Consider the following 21,301-nt stretch of genomic DNA (forward strand, 5'->3'; position numbering starts at 1 on the left):
GGCTCACGCCCGCATCAGCATCATGCCACTGAGGATGAGGATCGCGGCGAGGATGCGCCAGCGCCCGACATGCTCGCCCAGAAAGAGGACGCCGATCAGGAGGGCGAACAGGACGCTCGTCTCCCGCAGTGCCGCGACGAGGGCGACGGGCGCGCGGGTGAAGGCCCAGATCGCCACCCAGTAGGAGCCGAGTGAGAGCGCGCCGGCGAGGAGGCCGGTTCGCCAGATAGGCGCGAGCCGGGTGAACGCCGCCCGCCCGCGCGTCGCCGCGGCGAAGCCCGTCATCATCACGCTGTCGAGCGCAAAGAGCGCCATCGTGTAGCCGGACGCGGTCGCCGCGAGGCGGGCGCCGACGGCATCGGTCAGCGTATAGCTCGCGGTGAAGACGGCGGTTCCGAGCGCGAAGGCGATCGCGGCCGGGTGGGGCGGGCCATGATCCTTTCCGCCGCGCAGCGACATTGCGATCACCCCGAGCCCGATCGCCGCTACGGCGAGGAGGCCGAGCGGAGCGAGCCGCTCGCCGAGAAAGAGCGCCCCGACGAGGGCGACGATCAAAGGCGCCGTCCCGCGTGCGAGCGGGTAGACCTCGGCGAGGTCGCCGTGGGCATAGGCGCGGATCAGGAAGAGCCGATAGCCGACATGGAGCGCGGCGGAGAGGACGAGCCAGCCCCACGCCTCGCGCGCCGGAAACGGGAAGACCGCGAGAAGGGCGAAGGCGATCGCGCCTTGCGCGAGCGAGAGCATCAAAATCGCGGAAAAGCGGTCGCCGACTTTCACGACGGCATTCCATCCGGCGTGCATCAAGGCTGCGGCGAGAACCGCGAGGTAGGTGAGGGTGTCGAGCGGTGCTGTGTCCATTCCGCTCACATGGCGGATGGATCAATTGCGGTAAAACGACTATTTCGGAGATCTATCGTGAGGAAAACTCACGAACTCTCGTCGGAGACGAAATGCGCCGTGCTCTTCCCTCGCTGAACGCTCTGCGCGCCTTCGAGGCGACGGCTCGGCTCGGCCGGATGACGGAGGCTGCCGATGCGCTCGGCGTGACGCACGGCGCGGTGAGCCGCCAGGTTCGCGGGCTCGAGACCTCGCTCGGGCTGCGGCTGTTCGAGGGGCCGCGCAACCGGCTCGTCCTCACCGATGCGGGGCGGCTCCTCCTCACCCATCTCGCCGAGGGATTCGACCGGATCGAGACCGGGGTCCGCCTCGTCCGCGACGAGGCGGAGGGGACGCTCGACGTCTCCTGTCTCGGCACTTTGGCGCTTCGCTGGCTCATTCCGCGCCTCGATCGCTTCCGCCGCGCCCATCCCGCGATCGAGGTGCGGCTCACCCAGTCCGACGCCCCGGTCGATCCGGCGCGCGAGCGGTCCGAGGTCGCGATCCGGGTGAGCGCCGACCAACCGCCCGAGGGCATGGTGGCGACGACGCTGTTCGTGGAGACGGTGGGCCCCGTCCTGTCGCCGCGGCTGATGGAGCGCGACGCGCGGCCGATCCTTCAACTTCCGCGCCTTCACACCGAGACGCGGCGGCCGGCCTGGGCCGATTGGCTTGCCGCATCCGGCCGGGAGGACGCGCGGGAGGCCCCGGCCGGCACGGTGTTCGATCATTTCTATTTCATGCTGGAGGGGGCGACCGGGGGTCTCGGCGTCGCGATCGCCCCGCATCTCCTGGTGCTCGACGATCTCGCCGCGGGCCGCCTCGTCGCCCCGTTCGGTTTCGTGCCGAGCGGGAAGACCTACCGGGCGATCCGGTGCGGCGGCCGCCACCACAAGGCCGATGCCTTCTGCCGATGGCTCGCCGAGGAGGCCGAGGCGACGGCCGCCGCGCTCACGCAAGGGTCCGGTCCGGAGACGCGATGAGCGCCTCGTTGGGGCGGTTCGCGCGCGATTTTCTCAACTGCCGACCCAAAGGCGGGTCCCGGACAAACGGCATGGCAATGTGCGGAGCCGGCCCGCAAGATTGTTTCTGAGCCGTCGCATCGAGGCGAATTTCCGCGCTTGCCACGATGGGTGGGGGGTGTCAGACGGAAGGATGGCGCAATCGGGGCAGCGCCCGTCGCGGTCCCGCTCAGCGCATCCGAATCGGCCGGGGAGACCGCATGAGCGACTACGAGCATCGTGATGCCCGGATCTCCGAGCGTATTTTGGAATCGATGCGCGACGGCGTCGTGACGATCGACCTCAGCGGCAACATCATCACCTTCAATGCCGCCGCGGGCCGCATTCTCGGCAAGGATTCGCAGGCCGTCCTCGGCCACTCCTTCGCCGAAGAGTTTCTCGCCGAAGAGAGTTTCGACGACTTCAACGAGGTCGTCTTCAAGGCGGTCTACGAGGCGACGACCATGCATTCGGTCGAAATCGCCTTGCAGGTCGACGGCAAACGGGTCGACCTCCTCGTCGCCTCGTCCTTTCTCACCTTCGACGGGGACGACGGTGAGGCGCAGCGCTTCGGCGTCGTGGTGGTGTTCTCCGACACGACGGAGGAGCGCAAGCGGCGCAAGATCAAACGCTTGTTCGGCGAATATGTGGACCCCCGCATCGTCGACCGGATCCTGTCGAACACCGAAGCGACGCGGAACCGCCGCGGTGACATGACGATCTCGTTCGTCGACATGCGCGATTTCACCGGCTGGTCCGAGCGGCTCGAGACCGACGCGCTCGTCGACCTCCTCAACCGTTTCCTCGCCGCGATGACGGAGCCGATCGGCGCCGAAGGTGGCATCACCGACAAATATATCGGCGACTCGGCAATGGCCTGCTGGGGCGCGCCGTTTACCGATACCGAGACGCAGGCGCGCGACGCGTGCGCCGCCGCCCTCGGCCAGATCGGCGCGTTGCCGGGGCTCCGCCAGGCGCTCGTGCGCGAGGGCGTCGCCGGCGGGGACACGCTCGACGCCGTCGTCGGCGTCGCGACGGGGGACGTGCTCGCCGGCGATATCGGTCCGCCATCGAGCCGCAACTTCACCGTCATCGGCAACGCGGTGAACCTTGCGGCCCGGCTTCAGGAGGCGGCGAAGTCCTACGGGCAGCACATCCTGGTGGCGGAGGAGACGGCGATACGCGCGGGGGCGGAATTCGTCTTCCGCGAGATCGACCGCATGACGGTGCGCGGCTCGCAGCGACCGGTGACCATCTTCGCCCTTCTCGGCGTGAACGGCGATGTGGATCCCGAGATCGTCCGCCTCGGCGAAATCTATCTGAGCGGGTTGAAGCTGATGCGCTCGCGCGATTGGAGCGCCGCGCGCAAGGCCTTCAACGCCTGTCTCGAGATCGAGCCGGACGATACGCCCTCAAAGCTCATGCTGGAGCGGGTCGAGGCCTATGAGGCCGACCCGCCGCCCGATTCATGGGACGGCGTGTGGCGGCGGGCGCAGCGGTCGCTGATCAATCATCCGCCTTTGAAATAGCGCAGCGCGACACAGGTCAGATCGTCCGCCCGATCGGCGCCCCGCTCGAATTCGAGCACCGCATCGCGCACCCGCTCGGCGACGATATCGACCGTCTCGCCCCGCGAACGGGCGACCTCCGCCTCGATCCGCGCCTCGCCGAAGGCCTCGCCCGCGACGTTGAAGGCTTCCGTCGCCCCGTCGGTGAAGAGGAAGAGGAGGTCGCCGGGCGTCATCGTGACGTGGGTCTCGCTGAAGGGGAAATCCTCCATGATGGCCAGGGCCGGATCGCCGGTCCGCGGCAGCGGCCGCACCGCACCCTCGGCGCCCGCGAGATAAGGCGGGTTGTGGCCGGCATTCACGTAGGTGAGGCGGCCGGTCGCGAGATCGAGGACGCCGTGGAAGACGGTCACGAACATCATCTGTTCGTTGTCGGCCGCGAGGAAGGTGTTCACCTCGGTGATCGTCGCCGCCGGTGAGGCCGATTTCAGCGCGGTCGCTTTGATGAGCGTCCGGCTGATCGCCATGAAGAGCGCCGCTGGAATGCCTTTGCCGGACACGTCCGCCACGACGAGGCCGAGGCGGTTTTCATCGATCATGAAATAATCGAAGAAGTCGCCGCCGACCTCCTTCGCCGTTTCCATCACCCCGTCGATCGCGAAGGCGGGGTGAGCGGGAAGCGGGCGCGGCAGGAAGGAGAGCTGCAGCTCGCGCGCGATGTCGAGCTCCTGTTCGAGCGCGGCGAGGCGGGCGCGGGTGATGATCGCGCCTTGCAGCTCCTTGATCAGCTCGGTGAGGCGGTGGTGCTGGTCGGTGATGCGCTGGGACATGCGCTGAAGCACCTCGGCGAGGATCGCGAGGTCTTCGTTCGGGCGGTGCTGGGTCGCGCCCTCGGCGCCGGGCTCGGCCATCACCGCCTTGAGGTCGGCGAGCACCTCCGCGTGGCCTTCCGGGTCGAGCGTGCCGGCGAGGCGTTCGAGCTGCCGGCGGATGACGCGCTCCTGCCGCCGCCGCTGGCGGGCGATGCCCTGTTCCTGCTCCACGAGCTTCAGCGCATTGCGCCGGAAGATGACGAGCGACTCGCCGATGCGGCGGATCTCGCCGGCCCCGCCCGGCTCGGGATTTTGGGTGAGATCGCCCTGGGAGAGGGCCCCGAGGGTCGAAATCGCCGCTTCCAACGGGTCGAACGCCTGGCGCAGGAAGATGTAGAGCCCCGCCACCATCACGATGCTGAAGGCGGCGATGATGATGAAGCCGCGCTGCTCGACCCTGCGGCTCGCGGCGAGGCTGTCGGTCGCGTCGCGCAGGGTGACGAGCGTGCCGGCGATCCCGCCGGTGACATCCTCCACCGGCGAGCCGGCGGCGAAATAAGACCGCCCGTCGGCGGCGAGGAACTCCGCCCCGGCGCTGCGGCGGGGAAGCTCGGGGCCTGCCGCCTCCCACAGATCGAAATCGCTGCCGGCGATGACCCGTCCTCGCAGCGAGACGAGATAGGCCGGCCCGCCGATCAACTCGCTGAGGCTGTCGATCACGGTCTGCGCGTCGATCGCGACGGAGACGACGGCGCGCGGCGTGCCGCTCACGGTGATCCCGCGGGCGGCGAGGACGACATAACGGTCGGGCCGCTCCTGGCGCAGGCCCTGGAGGGAGGCGACGCCGGTGGTCAACAGCTCGATCGCCGTCGTCCCGAGGAGCGAACGCGATCGGAAGAGGGGCGCATTCGAGGCGATCAACTCGCCATCGAGGCCGAGAACCTGGACCGTCACGTCGTTCGGCACGAGATCGGGCGAATTCTGGAGAACGCGCACGACGGACGAGGCGGCAAGGTCGGGTGCGGCGACGGACAGGCGGGCGGAGAGCTCCGCCGCGTCGGTGTTGAGACTGTCCGCCCGGGCGCGCACGAGGCTGCTCCAGAGCGAGCGCTGACTGTCGATCGCGATGTCGGCGAGGCGGTCCTGTTCGAGCTGGGAACGGATATAGCCGAGCCCGACGAGGCTCGCGATCACGAGGATCAGCGCGATCGACAACAGGAAGGTGATGCGGGTGCGCAGAAGCATCTAGCGGTGCCCCCGCGTGCGCCGAGCCCGTCCCGACGCGAGCGCGGTGAGGAGGGAGAGGAGGACGAGGAGCCCCGCCACCGGGATGGCGATCATGATGCCGGCGAAGGCCAGCGGATAACCGAAGCCCTCGCACAGCGCGGTGAGGACGAGGGCGGCGAGGATGATCGCCGCCGCGGTGCCGCCGAAGCCGCGCGCGCCGAGGGCGTGGATGGTGAAGCCGAAGCCGAGACCGATCGAGACCGTCGCGACGATCGCCGGCAGGTCGATCAGGAAGGCGGCGGCGAGGGCGGCCGCCGCGAGCGCCGCGCCGAAGAGGGCGGGCGGCCGCGCGCCGGTCGCGACCGGGACGAAGCTTGCCGCGCCGAGGATCGCGAAATGCATCGCCATCGTCGCGTAATTCTCGGTGAAGGCGGCGGCCGAGACGTAAAGATCGCTCCAGGTGAAGATCGTCATCGCGGCGGCGGCGAGGGCGAAGGTCTCGCTTGGGCCGAGCGTGAAAAGGGTGCGCACGCGCCGCACCCGGCGCGGCGCGCCGGCGGTCGAGGCGAGGGCGACGATGGCGAGGAGGACGCCGATCGTGAGGAAGGCGAAGCGGCGGCCGACTGATTCCGCGATCAACCCGCCGAACGCCGGCCCGATCGCCGCCGCTGCGAGAAAGACGAGCGCGGCGCGCCATGGCCGTCGCGCGCCCGCCCCCTCGGCGAGAAGCACGGTGAAGGCCGCGAACCACACGCCGAAGCCGGCGACGGCGTTGGTCGCGATGAAGATCGTGACATCGCGCAGGATGAAGGTGCTGCCGATCGCGATCGCGGCGGCGAGGGTCGCGACGAGGGTCACGAGTTTGGACAGACGCCCGCCGAGAAGACGGGCGGCGAGAAGGCCGAATAGGCCGCCGAGCCCGGACGCGGCCATCGTCGCGGCGATGACGAGGGGGAGGATCGGATCGTCGCCCACCCGGTCCTCGGCGAAGTTCGTGGCGAGGGGCCGCGTCGCCATCGCCATCGTGAGGAGGAGGAGCGGCCACCAGACGAACCCCACTTCGAGACGGCGCACCTTGAAGGGGCGGTCGAACCGGTAGGCCGAGAGCGGGGCGAGGGCCGCGCCGATCCGCTCGTGAAGGGTGTGGGTGACGTCGAGCGCGCGCACCTCGTCGACGACCGATTGAAGGCGTCTCTGCCCCCGTCTCAATCCGACGGTGAGGCGCGCGGCCGCCTGGCCGAGGGGCTGAAACGGACCCGGCCGCGGCGCGCTGAAATCGGCGAACACGCCATGGCTCACCGCCCGTCCACCGACGACGAACCGCGCCTGCGGCAGGTCGCGCCGTTCGAGCGCCACGATCCGGTAGAAGACACCGGCGGCGATCCCGGCCGCGATGGCGATCGCGATCGCCGCTTCGACGATATGATCGTGCACCCGCTGCAGCATTTGACGGGAGGGAACGACGACGATCGTGCCGTCCAGGCTTTCGCCGCTGATTGCGGCGCGGACCTCACGGTGCGCGCCATAGACGAGGCCGGGCTCGCCGGCGGCATAGAGGGTCCGCTCGGTCGGATCGAGAACGCGGATCTCGGCGACGCTCGGATTGGCGCTCAGGATATTGTCGAGATAGGGCTCGACGCCGCGCATCGCGTCGAGGGGGATGCCGAGGCCGATCGCGCGGTGAACGTCCGCCGCGACCGACTCCGCGATCGACGTCGCGACGTGATCGGAGCGTGTGTCGAGCGCCTCGAAGGACCGTTCGATGCGCGGCAGCAGCACGAAGAGCGCCGTGGCGAGCACCACGGCCATGATGAGGAGGGCGGTCGCGACCGCCGCGCGTGTCGAGCCGGCCGCGCCGCTGAGATGGGGGCGGTCAGACTTCTTCATCGAGACGCTGCAATTCGCCGGCGGCGGTGTCGAGCACCGCCTCGGCTTCGCGAACACGCGCGATCGCGACCCCGGCGGATGCGCCGATCGGCTCGCGCGCGTCGCGCGGGGGCTCTTTGGCGAGGATCGCCGCATGGGCGGCGAGGATCGCGGCGTCGCGGCGCGGGATCAGCACTGCCCCGAGAATGAGGGCGGCGAGGCCGGCGAGCGCGATGATCACGCCGTTTTGTGCCAGCAACGGGCCGAGCAGCGAGAGCGGGGCGGCAAGCGAGGCGCGGTCGACGATCAGCGCGACCCATCCTTCGACATGGTTGAAGTCGTTGGCGAGCGGGCGGCCGATCGTCATCGTTTGCGGCTCTTCGGCCTGCCAGCTTTGATGCGTCCGGCGGTTGGCGATCGCCTCGCGCCAGGCCTCGGGCACCGGCTCGCCGACGGCGCCGCGATCGGTCGAGAACAGCGTCGTGCCGTTCTGGGAGAAGACGTCGGCGGCGATGACGCTTTGGGCATGGGCAAGGGCGCGCTCCAGGAGCGGCTCGACCTGTTGGAGTTCGGCGAGCGGCAGGCCGAGCTGCAAATTGCGCTCGATCGTCTGCTCCGTTTCGCCGAGCACGAAGTCGAGTTCGGCGCCGCCGAGCGCGCGATCACCCTGTTCCACCGTGCGCGCGGCGACGACCACGAACGCGGTGAGCGCCGCGAGTGTCGCAAACAGCACGAGAGCGAGGCCGCCTATGCGTCCCATCGGGTGTCCCTAGCAGGGGATTTGGTCGAGGTCTGTGCCGAATACGCCACAACTTCGCCACGTTGTGGTAAGGGATCGGGTGAGATTTGTCGCGTGGTCGATGCATAAAACTCGACACGATTCTTCCGGTGAGCGCCAGCGCGGCGAGGACCGACGCGACGCCGCCAAAGGAAACGCCATGCGCAGGCTGGGATTGACGTTGCTCCTCGTGCTGCTGCCCTTGATAGCGGCATCGTTGTTGCTCGGCGGCTATCTGAATTATGCGAGCGTGCGCAACACTTATCTCGAGATGGTCGGCCATCGCATGGAGACGGTCGCGCGGCGGATCGCGAGCGACGCGCAGATGGCCCTTTCGATGGGCCTTCCACTCGCCGGGCAGGACGCCTTGGAGCGCGCTCTGGTGCGCGAGAGCGAGGCCGATCCCGACCTTGCTTCGGTCGACGTGGTGTCGAGTACGGGGCGGATCCTCTTTTCGAGTGACGAGAGCCGGCGCGGCATCGACGATGCGCCCGACAGGGCGATCGCCGAGCGGCGCACCGTGCCGATCATCTCCGCCTTCGAGACGGCCGAGGGCACCGTCGTGGTGCGCGCTCGTCGGAGCGCGATCGATGCGGCACTGACCCGCCTCGAGGGAACGATCGGCGTTGCGGTCGGCCTCGCGCTCGCCATCGCGGCGCTCGCGGTGGCGCTCGTCGTCCTCCTCGCGGTGCGGATCCTCTATCGCCGCCTGACCGAGCGGGGCGAGACGTCGGCCGGACGCGCCGTCCCGGCGGAAATGCTTGCCGTCGTCGACGAAGTGGACGAGGCCCACCGCGCGATCGCCGCCCGCCTCGCCGCGACCGGCGCCGAAAGGACGAGTGCTCATGCGTCGCTTTGATGGGGCCATCGTCGCCTGTGTCACCGCGATCCTGATCGCGGGGCTCGCCGCGATCTCGTGGCAGACGATCCGGGGCGCGCAGCAGCTCCTCCTGCCGGCGCTCGACCAGAAGGCCGACACCGTCGCCCGCTCGCTCGCCGGCCTTGTCGCTGATGCGGCCGGTTACGGGGTCGATCTCGACCATCTGGTGCGGGCCGAGGAGGTTCTGTCCGCCACGCTGAGCGAGAACCCCGAATTCGTCGTGATCTCGATTCTCGATCAGGACGAACGCGTCGTCGCGACGGCCGGGGAGGCGGCGACCGCGGAGCGGATCCGCACGGTCGCGGCGCCGATCGAGGTGGGCGGGGCGACCGTCGGTTCCGTCATGGTCGCGATGCCCGACGCCGTGGCGCGGACCATCCTGCGCGAGCTCTGGCTCGACGTCGCCGTTCTCCTGATGGTCGCCGTTCTCGTGGCGCTGGAGCTCGTCGCCTTCGCCTTCTCGATCCCGTCGGCGGTGCTCCTGCGCGGTCTCGCGCAGCGGCTCGATTCGCTGGCGCGCGGCGATCTGCGCCCGCATCTGCCGCTGTCGGGTCGCGGTATGATCGCCGACGAGGTCGTCGCGGTCGACGAGGAGCTGGCGCGCCTTCGCACCGACCATGCGCGCCTGCGCGAGGCGGCGGAAAAGGCAGACGACCGGGAGGCGCTCGCCCGCCTCGACGCGCTCGATGCGCGCTATGAATTCACCGGCACGCGCCATCTTCCGCCGGTCAGCCTCATCGCGGTGCGCGCCCCGGTCTTCCTCTTCTTCTTCGCCGAAGAGCTGACGCGGCCGTTCCTGCCGAGCTACATCAAATCGCTCGCCCAACCGATCGCGGGGCTCTCGATCGAGTTCGTGATCGCTTTGCCGATCATCCTCTTCATGGCGATCGTCGCCTTCATGCAGCCGACGCTCAACGGGTGGACCGAACGGTTCGGCCGGGCGCGCTCTCTCCGGGCGGGGGCGCTCGTCGCCGTGCTCGGCTATATCGGCACGGCGATGGCGGGCTCGATGCTGGAGCTCGTCCTCTACCGAACCGTGACCGCTTTCGGCTTCGCGACCGTCTTCGTCGCGGCGCAGGGCTTCATCGTCGATCGGACGGGCGCTGCGAACCGGGCGCGTGGGATCGGCCTTTTCGTCTCCGCGATCATGGCGGCGATGCTGTGCGGCCCGCCGATCGGGGGGATCGTCGCCGACCGGCTCGGCGTCAATGCCGCCTTCATGATGTCTGCGGTGATGGCGTTGATCGCCTATGTCTGCGCGCTCGTCGCTTTGCCGCGCGATCCGGCGCTCGAACAGGCGAGGGCGCGCGGGGTGCGGCTCGGCGATATCGTCGTGGTGCTGCGGCAGCCGGCGCTGTTTTTGCTCCTCGTCGGATGCGCCTTCACCTCCAAGATGATCCTCATCGGGGTGTGCATGTACTATCTGCCGCTGACGCTCGCGACGACGTTCGAGCCGGCGGTGATCGGCCGCGTCCTCATGCTCTACGGGCTCGCGATGCTGGTGGTCGTCCCGGCGATCTCACGCCTTTCGGACGAGGGGAGCCGGCGCGTGCCCTATGTGGTGATCGGCGGTGTCCTGTCCGGCCTGTCGGTGCTCCACCTCTTCCTGTGGCCGGCGCCGTGGGGCGCGGCGCTCCTCGTTCTTCAGGTCGGCATCGCGCAAGGCATCTCGACGACCCCTCAATCGGCACTGGTGGGGGAACTCGGCAGGCGCTATCTCCCGGACCTGTCGGAAGGGGGGCTCTATGGCGTGTTCCGGTTGATCGAGCGGACGGGCACGGCCGTCGGCCCGGCGGCCGTCGCGACGGTGTGGGGCGCCTATTCGGGCGACGTCGCCATGCTCGCGATGGGCGCGCTCCTCATCGTCGGCGCGCTGCTTTTCGCTCTCGCGTCCCTTTCGACCGGCGCGCGGCCGGTTCCGGCGGCCGGTGAATGAGGTCCAACATGATCACACGACGCTCGACCTTGAAGCTCGGCGCCGGCCTCCTCGCCATGCCCGCCATCGCGCGGGCGCAGGACCCGACGCCCTACACGATCTACCAGATCACCTATCGCGGCCCGACCGACGTCGAGCGCGGCTTTCGCGACTATCTCGAACAGCGCGGCATCCCGGTGAACATCATCGAGCGCAGCGCCGACCTCGATCCCTCGCGTGTTGCGGGCTTCGTCTCGGAAATCCGCGAGATCAAGCCGGACCTCGTCTATACCTGGGGAACGCCCGTCACCCTCGCGGCCTTCGGCCGGTACGACGAAGCCGATCCCGACCGTTTCGTGAGCGATATTCCCGGCGTCTTCACGATGGTCTCGGCGCCGGAAAGCTCGGGCGTCGTTCCCTCGCGCGCGTCCTCGGGGCGCAACATCACGGGCACCTCGCACGTCGTCCCGCCCGAGCCGCAATTGCGGGCGATGGAAGCCTATCGGCCTTTCAAACGGCTCGGCGTCCTCTACACCTCGACGGAACAGAACTCCGTCGCGATCGTCGCGGAGCTGCGCGAATTGACGGGCGCGCTCGGGTTCGCGCTCGAGGAGCGCACCTTTCCGCTCGGCGCGGACGGAAAGCCGACGACGGAACACGCGGCCGAGCTCGTGAAGGAACTGTCCGAGGCGGGGTCGGAATGGCTCTATTATCTGCCGGACACCTTCCTCTCGACGAACATCGACAAGGTCGCTCCCGTCGCGACCTCGCTCGATCTGCCCGGCTTCTCCGCGACGGAGCTGTTGCACCGGGATGCGCTGATCAGCCTGATCAGCCGGTATTATTCGCTGGGTCAGCTCACCGGCTACAAGGCCGAGCAGATCCTGACCCTCGGCGTTGCGCCGGCCGACATTCCGATCGAGACGCTGAAGCGCTTCGCGCTCATCATCAACATGCCGCTTGCCCGGCAGCTCGAAATGTATCCGCCGCTCGCGATGCTGAACTACGCCAATATCTTGACCGAATGACGGGATCCGCATGAGCCACCGATCAACAGACCCGCTCGCGTGCGTCGCCGTCGATCTGTCCCCGGCGGACATTCCGCGGATCTATGCGGTCTATACGCGCGCGCTCGCGGCGGTGCCCGATCCGGCCGCGGTGCGGGCCGATGCGCCGAGCTTCTTTGAGGAGATGTTCGCGGTCGGGGGGGAGATTATCGGCTTTCTCGACGAGGGCGAGCTCGTCGCCTACGGCGTCCTGCGCCCCGAGCTCGACAGTGAACACGACCGGGCGGGGCTCGACGGGCTGGTGGCGCCCGGCGCGATGATGCGCGTCCTCGACGGCTCCGCCGTGTGTCCCGCCTATTGGGGGCGTGGCGTCCAGCGGGCGGTGATCGAGACGCGGATTTCCCATGCGCAGACGCAAGGCGCAAGCGACGTGATCGCCAAGGCCGCGCCGCGCAACGTGCCGTCGATGCGCAATCTGACCAAAGGCGGATTTCGGATCGTCGGGCGGGTGATGAAGCCCTATGGCTGGCGTTATGTGCATCATCGCCCAGTTGCGCCGTGCCCGGCCGTGCCCGAGGCCGGGGAGTGGGCGCGGGCGGACGATGTGGACGCTGCCGAGGCGCGCTTTCGCGCCGGAGGCTTCGCCTTCGAGGCTCGGCGCGACGAGGCGGGCGAGCCGATCCTGCGCTTTGCCAAGGGGCTCGCGCCCCAGTCCGCCGACAGCGAGGCCGCATCGGTCACGGCCTGAGGCGACGGCGGCCGGGGGCGCCGGCCGACGCGTCAGTGACCGCCGCCGCCACCGCCCGGCGATGTCGGGCGCCGCATCAGAGGCGTCGCGCAGACGAGAAGCACGAAGAGCGCCGTCAGCGCGGTGAAGACATCGGCGAACGCCATCACCGTCGCCTGCTGCTGCACGATATTCCCGATCTGGGCGAGCGCGGCGGTCTCGGCGTCTGAGCCGAGGCTCGAAAAGCCCGCGGTCAGCGTGGCGAGCGTTTGGTCGGCCTCGCCCTTGCCCCAGGTGACGCTCTCGGCGAGGCGGGCGGCGTGAAGGTCCGTCCGGCTCGTGATCAGCGTGTTGATGATCGCGAGGCCGACGGCGCCGCCGAGATTGCGCATCACGTTGAAGAGGCCGGAGGCGTTCTTGAGGGCGTGCGGCGGCATCGTGCCGAGCGACAGGTTGGTGATCGGCACCATGCACAGCATCAAGGACACGCCGCGCAGCACCTGCGGCCAGAACAGCTCCCAAAAATCCCAGTCGGCGGTGATGCCCGAGGCCATCCACGTACCGGCGGCAAAGCCCAGAAAGCCGATCGCAATCATGATGCGCGGATCGATCTTGGCGGCGAGGCGCCCGGCGATCGGGGCGGTCACGAACATCGCGAGCCCGCTGACGAACATCGTCTCACCGATCATCAACGCCGAGTAGTCGCGCACGCGGGCGAGATAGATCGGGTAGAGATAAGTGAGGCCGTAAAGGCCGATGCCCATGACGAAGCTGAAGGATGAGCCGGTCGCGAAATTGCGGTCGGAGAAGGCGCGCAGATCGACCACCGGCTCGCGCGCGGTGAAGGCGCGCCAGAAGAAGCCGACCGCCGACACCCCCGCGATGAGCGCGAAGACAGTGATCTCCGTTTCCTCGAACCAGTTCTTTCGCGCACCCTCCTCGAGGACATATTCAAGGCTGCCGAGAAAACCGGCCATGAAGAGGAGGCCGGCCCAGTCGAACCGGTCGAGCAGGGACAGGTTCGGCTCGTCGAAATCGACGAGCGTGACGACGGCGATCGTCACGAGGATCCCCGGCACGATGTTGATGAGAAACAGCCAGTGCCAGGAGAACAGCTCGGTGAGATAGCCGCCGACGGTGGGGCCGATCGTCGGCGCGAGCGTCGCGACGAGGCCGATCATCGGCGCCACGATCGGCTGCTTCTCGCGCGGGAACACGGAATAGGCCGAGGCGAACACCGTCGGGATCATGCCGCCGCCAATGAAGCCTTGGAGCGCACGGAAGACGATCATCTGCTCGATCGAGGACGCCGTCGCGCACATGAAGCTCATGAAGGTGAAACCGGCGCAGCACATCACGAACAGCCACCGCGTCGACAGCGCGCGCGACAGGAAGCCCGACAGCGGGATCATGATCACTTCGGCGATCAGATAGGAGGTCTGGACCCACGAAATTTCGTCGGCGGAGGCGGAGAGGCCGGCCTGGATCTCGGAGAGCGAGGCGGAGACGATCTGGATATCGAGGATCGCCATGAACATGCCGAACACCATCGCGATGAACGCGAACATGCGCCGCCGCTCCACGTTGGGGGCGACGGTGGGGGCGGCGGGAGCGGTGAGGGCGGCGCCGGCCATCTTCAGTGTGTCCGGCGACCCGTCTGTGCGGGCGCCTCGGCGGCGTGCGCGGACCCCGGCGCGAGCGCGGCCGATTGCGGCGCATCGGTGCGCCGATCGACGGTCACGACCGCCGACATGCCGGGCCGCAGGATCCCCTCCGCCACGGCGTCTTCGGACAATTCGATCCGCACCGGAAGGCGCTGCACGATCTTGGTGAAGTTGCCGGTCGCGTTCTGCGGCGGCAGCAGGCTGAAGAGGGCGCCTGAGGCGGGTGCGATGCTCGCGACCTCGCCCTCGAAAATGCGGTCCGGGTAGGCGTCGATGGTGACCGAGGCGCGCTGACCGGGGTGCATCGTCTCGAGCTGCGTCTCTTTGAAGTTCGCGTCGATATAGACCGAGGAGAGCGGCACGATCGCGGCGAGCCGGGTGCCGGACTGAACGAGTTCGCCGACCTCCACCGCCCGGTTTCCGACGACGCCGTCCACTGGAGCGCGGACGATCGTGAAGGAAAGATCCCGCTCGGCCTGCTGCAGTGCCGTTTGGAGGCTGTTCAGGGTCGCCTGTGCCTCGGCGCGTTCGGCTTCAAGGACGGAGACGGCGGCGACGGCCGAAGCATGGGCGGCCTTTGCCGCCGCGACCGAGGCGCGGGCCTTGTCCCGCTCGGCGCGTGCGTTCTCGACGGCCTGCTTGCTCGCGAAATCGGATTTGGCGAGCTTCGATTTGCGGTCGAGCTCGGCGTTCGCGAATTCGAGCGAGGCCTGCGCGCTGTCGATATTGGCCGTCGCCTCGTCGATCCCGGCCTGGGCGGCGTCGATCTGGACGCCGATGCGCTCGATCGTGGAGGACTGAACGTCGATCCGGTCCTGCGCGGACTGCACCGCGAGGCGATAATCGCCATCGTCGATGCGGGCGATCACCTCGCCTTTCGTCACATGCTGATTGTCCTCCACCGGCACCTCGGTGACGTAGCCCGAGACCTTGGCGGCGAGGATCGACATGTCGGCGCCGAGATAGGCATCGTCCGTGCTGACCTCGAAGCGGCCGACGGTCCACCAATGGTGGCCTTCATAGGCCCCGGCGGCGAGGGCGATCGCGATGATGGCGAAGAGGACGAGGCGCTTGCGCCGCGGCTTCGGCGGGGCCGGCTCGGCCGTCGGCGGCGCGGCCGGGGGGGCCTCGTCGGACGGGGCTGCGACTGTGGGACGGCTTTCGAGCGAAGCGGGTTCCGGGCGGGGCGCAGTCTCGTTGCGTCCGCTCGGGGGCGGAGCGTCGGCAGAGGTATTCTGTCGCGCCGTCCGGTCGAGCGCCGTTTCCGTCCGGAGATCCTCGAAGGTCTCGGGTTCGCTGTGGAGCTGCATCGCGGGGCCGTTTGGTTATTGGGTTGACCGAACCGTTCGGTCATACAATATCGGCAAGGTAGGTTGACTGAACGGTTCGGTCAATGGTCACTCTTTACCGGCTTCGTTCACTTCCGGCTAAATGGCGTGCATCGGCATTGAGAGATTCGAGATGGGCAACCCCGACGAGAGCACCGCCACCGCGGCCGAGACCGGCAAGCGCAAGATCATCCTCGACGGTGCGCGCCGGGTGTTCCGCGCGGCGGGCTTCGATGCCGCGAGCATGGACAAGATCGCCCAGGCGGCCGGCGTCTCGAAGGGGACGCTCTATGTCTATTTCCGCAACAAGGAAGAGCTGTTCCAGGCGCTCGTGATGCTCGACCGCGCCGAGGCCGCCGAGCAGGTCTTCAAGATCGAGGAAGACGACCGCGAGCCGGAGGAGGTGCTCCTTCAACTCGGCCGCCGTTTCGTCGGGCTGATGACGAAGCCGGACCATATCGCCCTCATCCGCATGGTGATGGGCGCGGCGGAGAAGGTGCCCGATGTCGGGCGGACCTTCTACGAGATGGGCCCGGCCTACGGGACGAAACGGCTCGCGGCCTATCTCACCACCCAGGTCGAGCGCGGCAAGCTGACGATTGAGGACGACGTGTCGCTCGCCGCCATCCATTTCCTCAATCTGTGCCAGGGCCATTGGGTGAAGGAGCTGCTCTTCATGCGGGCCGACCAGCCGAGCGAGGCGGAGATCACCAAAACCGTGGCGAGTGCGGTGCGCATCTTCATGGCCGCCTACCGGACGCGCCAGCCGGCCGAGCGGGCGGCCGCCGACTGAGCCGGGCCGCCCCGCCGGCGTTGTCAACAGGCCGGGCGCGCTTTACCCCTGGCGGGGGATCGCACCCACGCGTTCCCTTGTCCGGGACACTGCGATGCCGACTGCCCCTCTGACGCTGCCGCTCAATCCGCTCCTGATCGCGACGGAAGGGGCGCCGATCCCGGCCGCGGTCGCCTGGCTCGGGCGCTATGACGGGTCGGCGGGGCCGGCGATCAATCTTTCGCAGGCGGTGCCGGGCCGCGCGCCGGAGCCGGTGCTGCTCGACGCGATGGGGCGCGCCGCCGCCTCGCCCGAGGCGGCGCGTTACGGGCCGATCGTCGGCGATCCCGCACTCCGCAAAGCGCTCGCGGCGGACATCCGCGCCGCGTATGGCGGCGATGTCGATGACGGCGACGTCATGATCACCGCGGGGTGCAATCAGGCCTTCTTCGTCACCCTCCTGGCGCTCGCGGCAGCGGGCGACGAGATCATCCTGCCGGCCCCCTGGTATTTCAATTACAAGATGGATTGCGACATGCTCGGCATCCGGGCCGTGCCGCTGATGTGCCGGGCGGAGGATGGGTTCGTGCCCGACATCGCGACGGCGCGGCGGCTGATCACGGCGCGGACGCGGGCGATCGTGCTCATCACGCCGAACAATCCGACGGGCGCCGTCTACGACCCTGCGACGATCGCCGCCTTCGGCGCGCTGGCGCGGGAGGCGGGGGTGCGCCTCGTCCTCGACGAGACCTATCGCGACTTCCTGCCGGAAGGGCATGACGGGCCGCCGCACGCAGCCTTCGACGATGCCGATTGGCGGGGGCGGATCGTGCATCTCTACAGCTTCTCGAAATCCTGTGCCATTCCGGGGCATCGGACCGGGGCGATCGTGGCGGGGCCCGATTTCACCGCCGAAGCGGTGAAGGTGATGGACAGCCTCCAGATCTGCGCGCCGCGGGTGGCCCAGATCGCGCTCGCCGAGACGCTCGCCGCGTTATCGACCCCGCGCCGCGCGATGCGGGCGGATTTCAACCGCCGCGCCACGCTGTTCGCCGCCGAGATCGCCAAAAGTCCCGGATGGGAGATCGCCTCGATCGGCGCCTATTTCGCCTATGTCCGCCACCCCTTCGCGGCGAATGGGGCGGCGGTCGCCGAGACGCTCGCGAGCCGTCTCGGCCTCCTTTACCTGCCGGGCTCGTTCTTCGGCCCGGATCAGGACGATTATCTGCGGATCGCCTTCGCCAATGTCGACGAGGCCAGCCTGTCCTTCATCGCCGAACGTCTCAACGCGGTCGCCGCGATGCTGCCGGCGCGCTGACCGGATCAGGGTGAGGCCGGGCGGTTGAAACGGTTCAATCCGCCGCGACCAACGCCGTCATCCGCTCCAGATTGTCCATCGCCACGATCCCGTCTGCGATGGTGGGGGCGGGGCTCGGCTCACCGGACAGGCCGGCCACCACGTCGACCATCATCGCGTGATAGCCTTTGTGATCCTCGTTCACGGCGGCGGTGAAGTTGGGGCGCCAGGTCAGGCTGTCACGGGCATCCGAGAGGGTCGCGGCCGGATCGTCCGCCTTGAAGGGCGGGTCGCGGTGGTAGGTGACGCCGATGATATTGTCGATCTCGACGCGTCGATGGTCGCCCATCACGGTGACGAACTCCATCGGCGTGCCGCGCGATTGGACGGTGCCCATCACGATCGTTCCGATCGCACCATTGGCGCAGGCGATGTTGACATGGAGGAGGAGCTTGCCGGGGGTCGGCTCCGCCTTGCGCAGCCCCATCTCGACGATCGGCGCCCCGACGAGCCAGGGAACGAGGTCCATATAATGGACGCAGTGATGGAGGAAGAAGCCGGAATAATCGACCTCCTTCTCGAAGTAGGTGGGCGCCGTCATATACGTTCCGGTGATGCCGAGAACGTCGCCGAATTCGCCGCCGCGAATGATGTTGTGGGCGATCTTGTTGCCGGTCGAATAGCGCTTCATGAAGCCGACGAGGACCGGCTTCCCGACTGCCTTGGCGGCCGCCTCGATCTCGCGCGCGCCGGCGCTCGTCGCCGCCGGCGGCTTTTCCATGAACACCGGCAGGCCGCGCTTCAAGGCGGCGATGCTGGCCACCCGGTGGAGATCGGGCCCGACGGCCATGCCGATCGCATCGAGCCCCGCATGGGCGATCAGATCCTCGAACCGGGTGTGGACATGGTGGACGCCATATTGGGTGGCGACGGCGCTCGCCGCGTCGGCGTTCACATCGCAGATGGCTTCGAGGCGGACCCCGCAGCGGGTGATCTGCGGCAGAAGCATCTGGGTCGCGTGGCGGCCGCAGCCGATCCAGCCGATCTTGAGTGTCACTGGTTCACCTCCGCCATCGCGAGCGCGGAGCGGATGAGGCCGAGGCCCGCGCGCAGCTTCTCCGTCTCGTCCTCGTGCGGCGCGCGCCAATGGGCGATCGGCAGGCCGACGCGTTCATCCTCCCGGCGGAAGGGTTCGAGCGAGACGGGACCGCGATAGTCGATATCGGCGAGGGCGCGCATGATGACCGGCCAATCGAGATGGCCGGTGCCGGGAAAGCCGCGATGGTTCTCGTTCGCCTGGAAGTGGACGAGGCGGTCGCCGGCGGCGCGGATCGCGTCGGGGATCGAACGCTCTTCCATGTTCATGTGAAACGTGTCGAGGACGATGCCGAGCCCCTTGTCGCCCACCATGTCGACGACCTCGATCGCCTGACGGGTGGTCGACACGATGTCGGTCTCGAAGCGGTTGAGCGGCTCGAGCGCGAAGACGACGCCCGCCGCGCGCGCCTCGGGTGCGACGACGGCAAGGCCCTCGACGGTCCGCTCGGCACGCCTTTTTATTGTCGCCTCGTCATGGGCGACCGGAGCGCGCGCGGCGAAGACCAGCGGTTCGCCGAAGAGCGGACCGCCGACGATCTTGGCGCCGAGTTCGGTCGCGACGTCGATGGTGCGGCGCAAATAGTCGATCCCGCCCTGCCGCGCGGTGGCGTCCGCGCTGGCGATCGAACGGTGCATGTTGACGCGCGCCGCAAGCACGATCCCGAGATCGTTGTCGGCGAGCGCGGCGCGGGTCGCGGCGAGGTCGAGCCCGTCCTCCGGCTCCGGCACGAGAAGTTCGATGAAGTCGAAGCCGAGCGCGCGGATCTTCGGGAAGAGCGACAGGTGCTCCGGCCCGAAAGGCCGGACGAATTGCATCGAGATGATCCCGATCGGATTCTGCATTGAAAGGTGTCCTGAGAGCGTAGGGCTTGGGTCGAGAGGGATCGTCAGGTCGTGATGGTCGCGCGGAAGACGCGGCCGGCGTCGGCGATGGCCTCGCGGGCTTCGGGCAGAAGCTCGCTCATCTGCATGAAGCCGTGGACGACGCCCTCATAGGTGAGGACGGTGTCTGCGCGGCCGAGCCCGGCCAGGCGCTCGGCGAGGCGTTCGGTGTCGCTGCGCAAGGGGTCGATCCCGGCGGCATTGACGAGGAGGGGCGGAAGGGCGGCGAGCGCGGCATCGCTCGCCTCGAGGGGGCAGACCAGCGGGTTCGCCCGCGCGGCGAGAGGCACGTACCAGTCGAAAAAGCGCTGCATCTTGGCGCGCGTGAGGCCCGGCCCGTCGCGATAGGTGGTGTAGGAGGGCGAAGCGAAGTCCGCGCCATAGACGCCGTAGAAGAGAAGGCCCGTCGCCGGCATCGCGCGCGGCTTATTCAGCATCACCGCGAGGGCAAGGTTCGCCCCGGCGCTGTCGCCGGCGATGGCGAGCGCACGCCCCTCGTAGGCCGCCGCGAAGGCGTCCCAGCCGGCGACGCAGTCCTCGAGGCCGGCCGGGAAGGGCGCTTCGGGCGCGAGGCGGTAGTCGATCGAGACGACCGGCGCCGCGGCGGCGACCGCGAGGGCCCGCGTACAGCGCTCGTGCGTCTCCTTCGAGCAGAAGGCCCAGCCGCCACCGTGGATGTAGAGGATCGCGCCGCGTTCCTCGTCATTCGGCGGCGTGAACTCGGCCGCGTCGAGGCCCGCGAGCGCGAGGCGCCGCACCGAGGCCATGTCCGGCAGATTGCGGTTCCAGCGGACATTCGTGCGCGCGGCGAGCGCACGGCCTTCGGCGGACGGAAGGGTCGTCGGGTCGGGAAGGTCGCCGTCCTCCTCGGCGAGGCGGAGGAGGATCGCCATCATGGCGCTGGTCGGCTCGATCTCGCTCATGCGTCCGCTCCGGGTGCGGTGCCGCCGATGATCGACGGGCCGAAATCAACGATCGTGGCGATGTGGTGGGAGAGCGTCTTGCCGACGGCCTTGGCATCGCCCGCGACGATCGCATCGATGATCGCGACGTGCCGATCGGCCGTCTCGCGAAGGGCGCGATTGGGGGCGCTGTTCAGGATCTTGAAGCGGTGATTGTGAAGGAGGCAGCGGCTCAGGATCGGTTGAACCGCCGGAAGGTCGGCGGCGGCAAAGAGGATGAGGTGGAAGAGGCGGTCATGCGCCGACAGGGCGAACTCGTCGCCCGCATCGGCGGCTTTGCGCATCGCCTCGAGCTCCACCTGAAGCGCGGGGACGACGGCCTGCGGGTCGCGCGCCATCGTGCGCAGGACGCCGCGCGTCTCGATATCATGGCGGATATGGAGGAGTTCGCGCGCATCGTCGGCATTGCAGTCGGCGACCGCCGTGCCCCGGTGCGGGATGCGGTTCACGAGCCCTTCCTCCTGAAGCTGGAGAAGGGCCTCGCGCACCGTGCCTTGGCTACAGGCGAACCGGCTCGCGAGGTCGAGCTCGAGAACCACCTGCTTGGGCGAGAGCTCGCCCAGCATGATCTCCCGCTGGAGCGCGATATAGACGGCATGGCTCCGCCGCGATGCCGAACGGATGGCCCCGCCAATTGCGGGAGGAGCGGACTGAAAGCTTTCGATCGCCATAAGACTCGTATGAGTTATCGTTATCGATAT

18 protein-coding genes are annotated in these 21,301 nt (G+C 68.5%); 8 read left to right on the forward strand and 10 right to left on the reverse strand.

Annotated elements, in window-relative coordinates:
* Positions 1 to 3: 3 nt before the first annotated feature.
* On the reverse strand, positions 4 to 858 hold the full coding sequence (locus tag L1787_RS19910; RefSeq protein WP_235710855.1) for an EamA family transporter: 855 nt from the start codon (positions 856 to 858) through the stop codon (positions 4 to 6).
* 92 nt (positions 859 to 950) lie between these two features.
* Between L1787_RS19910 and L1787_RS19915 the strand changes: the two genes are divergently transcribed.
* Both L1787_RS19915 and L1787_RS19920 read left to right on the forward strand, forming a co-directional pair.
* Positions 951 to 1,859, forward strand: coding sequence for a LysR substrate-binding domain-containing protein (locus L1787_RS19915; protein WP_235710856.1), 909 nt, complete (start codon positions 951 to 953; stop codon positions 1,857 to 1,859).
* A gap of 239 nt (positions 1,860 to 2,098) precedes the next feature.
* Positions 2,099 to 3,406 carry an adenylate/guanylate cyclase domain-containing protein gene (locus tag L1787_RS19920; protein ID WP_235710857.1) on the forward strand — a complete coding sequence of 436 codons (1,308 nt, stop codon included), beginning with the start codon at positions 2,099 to 2,101 and terminating at the stop codon, positions 3,404 to 3,406.
* Here the strand turns inward: L1787_RS19920 and L1787_RS19925 are convergent.
* The 3 genes from L1787_RS19925 to L1787_RS19935 are packed head-to-tail and all read right to left on the reverse strand — an operon-like array spanning position 3,388 to position 8,050.
* Entirely contained in the window at positions 3,388 to 5,442 is a 2,055-nt protein-coding gene (locus L1787_RS19925) for a PP2C family protein-serine/threonine phosphatase (protein WP_235710858.1), read from the reverse strand. The two genes, L1787_RS19920 and L1787_RS19925, sit on opposite strands and share 19 nt — an antisense overlap.
* Positions 5,443 to 7,311, reverse strand: a complete 1,869-nt coding sequence (locus tag L1787_RS19930) for a hypothetical protein (protein ID WP_235710859.1) — start codon at positions 7,309 to 7,311, stop codon at positions 5,443 to 5,445.
* Positions 7,298 to 8,050, reverse strand: coding sequence for a hypothetical protein (locus L1787_RS19935; RefSeq protein WP_235710860.1), 753 nt, complete (start codon positions 8,048 to 8,050; stop codon positions 7,298 to 7,300). The genes L1787_RS19930 and L1787_RS19935 overlap by 14 nt, the downstream gene beginning before the upstream one ends.
* A gap of 178 nt (positions 8,051 to 8,228) precedes the next feature.
* Between L1787_RS19935 and L1787_RS19940 the strand changes: the two genes are divergently transcribed.
* The 4 genes from L1787_RS19940 to L1787_RS19955 are packed head-to-tail and all read left to right on the forward strand — an operon-like array spanning position 8,229 to position 12,618.
* Positions 8,229 to 8,927, forward strand: coding sequence for a hypothetical protein (locus tag L1787_RS19940; protein ID WP_235710861.1), 699 nt, complete (start codon positions 8,229 to 8,231; stop codon positions 8,925 to 8,927).
* Positions 8,914 to 10,884, forward strand: coding sequence for an MFS transporter (locus tag L1787_RS19945; RefSeq protein WP_235710862.1), 1,971 nt, complete (start codon positions 8,914 to 8,916; stop codon positions 10,882 to 10,884). Before L1787_RS19940 ends, L1787_RS19945 begins: the two co-directional genes overlap by 14 nt.
* An 8-nt stretch (positions 10,885 to 10,892) precedes the next feature.
* Positions 10,893 to 11,891, forward strand: coding sequence for an ABC transporter substrate-binding protein (locus tag L1787_RS19950; RefSeq protein ID WP_235710863.1), 999 nt, complete (start codon positions 10,893 to 10,895; stop codon positions 11,889 to 11,891).
* A 10-nt stretch (positions 11,892 to 11,901) separates the two neighbouring features.
* Positions 11,902 to 12,618, forward strand: coding sequence for a GNAT family N-acetyltransferase (locus L1787_RS19955; protein ID WP_235710864.1), 717 nt, complete (start codon positions 11,902 to 11,904; stop codon positions 12,616 to 12,618).
* 32 nt (positions 12,619 to 12,650) lie between these two features.
* Here the strand turns inward: L1787_RS19955 and L1787_RS19960 are convergent, their stop codons facing one another.
* Positions 12,651 to 14,231, reverse strand: a complete 1,581-nt coding sequence (locus L1787_RS19960; RefSeq protein WP_235710865.1) for a DHA2 family efflux MFS transporter permease subunit — start codon at positions 14,229 to 14,231, stop codon at positions 12,651 to 12,653.
* A 2-nt stretch (positions 14,232 to 14,233) separates the two neighbouring features.
* Positions 14,234 to 15,571, reverse strand: coding sequence for an HlyD family secretion protein (locus tag L1787_RS19965; RefSeq protein WP_235710866.1), 1,338 nt, complete (start codon positions 15,569 to 15,571; stop codon positions 14,234 to 14,236).
* Between the two features lie 151 nt (positions 15,572 to 15,722).
* On the opposite strand from L1787_RS19965, the gene L1787_RS19970 reads away from it, so the two are divergent.
* Entirely contained in the window at positions 15,723 to 16,382 is a 660-nt protein-coding gene (locus L1787_RS19970) for a TetR/AcrR family transcriptional regulator (RefSeq protein ID WP_235710867.1), read from the forward strand.
* A gap of 94 nt (positions 16,383 to 16,476) precedes the next feature.
* Positions 16,477 to 17,679 (forward strand): aminotransferase, encoded by a 1,203-nt coding sequence (locus tag L1787_RS19975; RefSeq protein WP_235710868.1) that lies wholly within the window; start codon positions 16,477 to 16,479, stop codon positions 17,677 to 17,679.
* A gap of 34 nt (positions 17,680 to 17,713) precedes the next feature.
* Here L1787_RS19975 and L1787_RS19980 read toward each other — a convergent pair whose 3' ends face one another.
* The 4 genes from L1787_RS19980 to L1787_RS19995 are packed head-to-tail and all read right to left on the reverse strand — an operon-like array spanning position 17,714 to position 21,271.
* A complete protein-coding gene (locus tag L1787_RS19980) occupies positions 17,714 to 18,715 on the reverse strand; it encodes a Gfo/Idh/MocA family protein (protein WP_235710869.1) in 1,002 nt (333 codons plus the stop codon).
* Positions 18,712 to 19,599, reverse strand: coding sequence for a sugar phosphate isomerase/epimerase family protein (locus tag L1787_RS19985; RefSeq protein ID WP_235710870.1), 888 nt, complete (start codon positions 19,597 to 19,599; stop codon positions 18,712 to 18,714). The genes L1787_RS19980 and L1787_RS19985 overlap by 4 nt, the downstream gene beginning before the upstream one ends.
* 44 nt (positions 19,600 to 19,643) lie before the next feature.
* Complete coding sequence (locus L1787_RS19990; RefSeq protein ID WP_235710871.1) at positions 19,644 to 20,561, reverse strand: alpha/beta hydrolase; 918 nt, start codon at positions 20,559 to 20,561, stop codon at positions 19,644 to 19,646.
* Positions 20,558 to 21,271, reverse strand: a complete 714-nt coding sequence (locus L1787_RS19995) for a GntR family transcriptional regulator (RefSeq protein WP_235710872.1) — start codon at positions 21,269 to 21,271, stop codon at positions 20,558 to 20,560. Before L1787_RS19995 ends, L1787_RS19990 begins: the two co-directional genes overlap by 4 nt.
* Positions 21,272 to 21,301: the final 30 nt, after the last annotated feature.

The sequence above is a fragment of the Acuticoccus kalidii genome (assembly GCF_021556395.1).
In the GTDB taxonomy this organism is placed as follows: Bacteria; Pseudomonadota; Alphaproteobacteria; order Rhizobiales; family Amorphaceae; genus Acuticoccus; species Acuticoccus kalidii.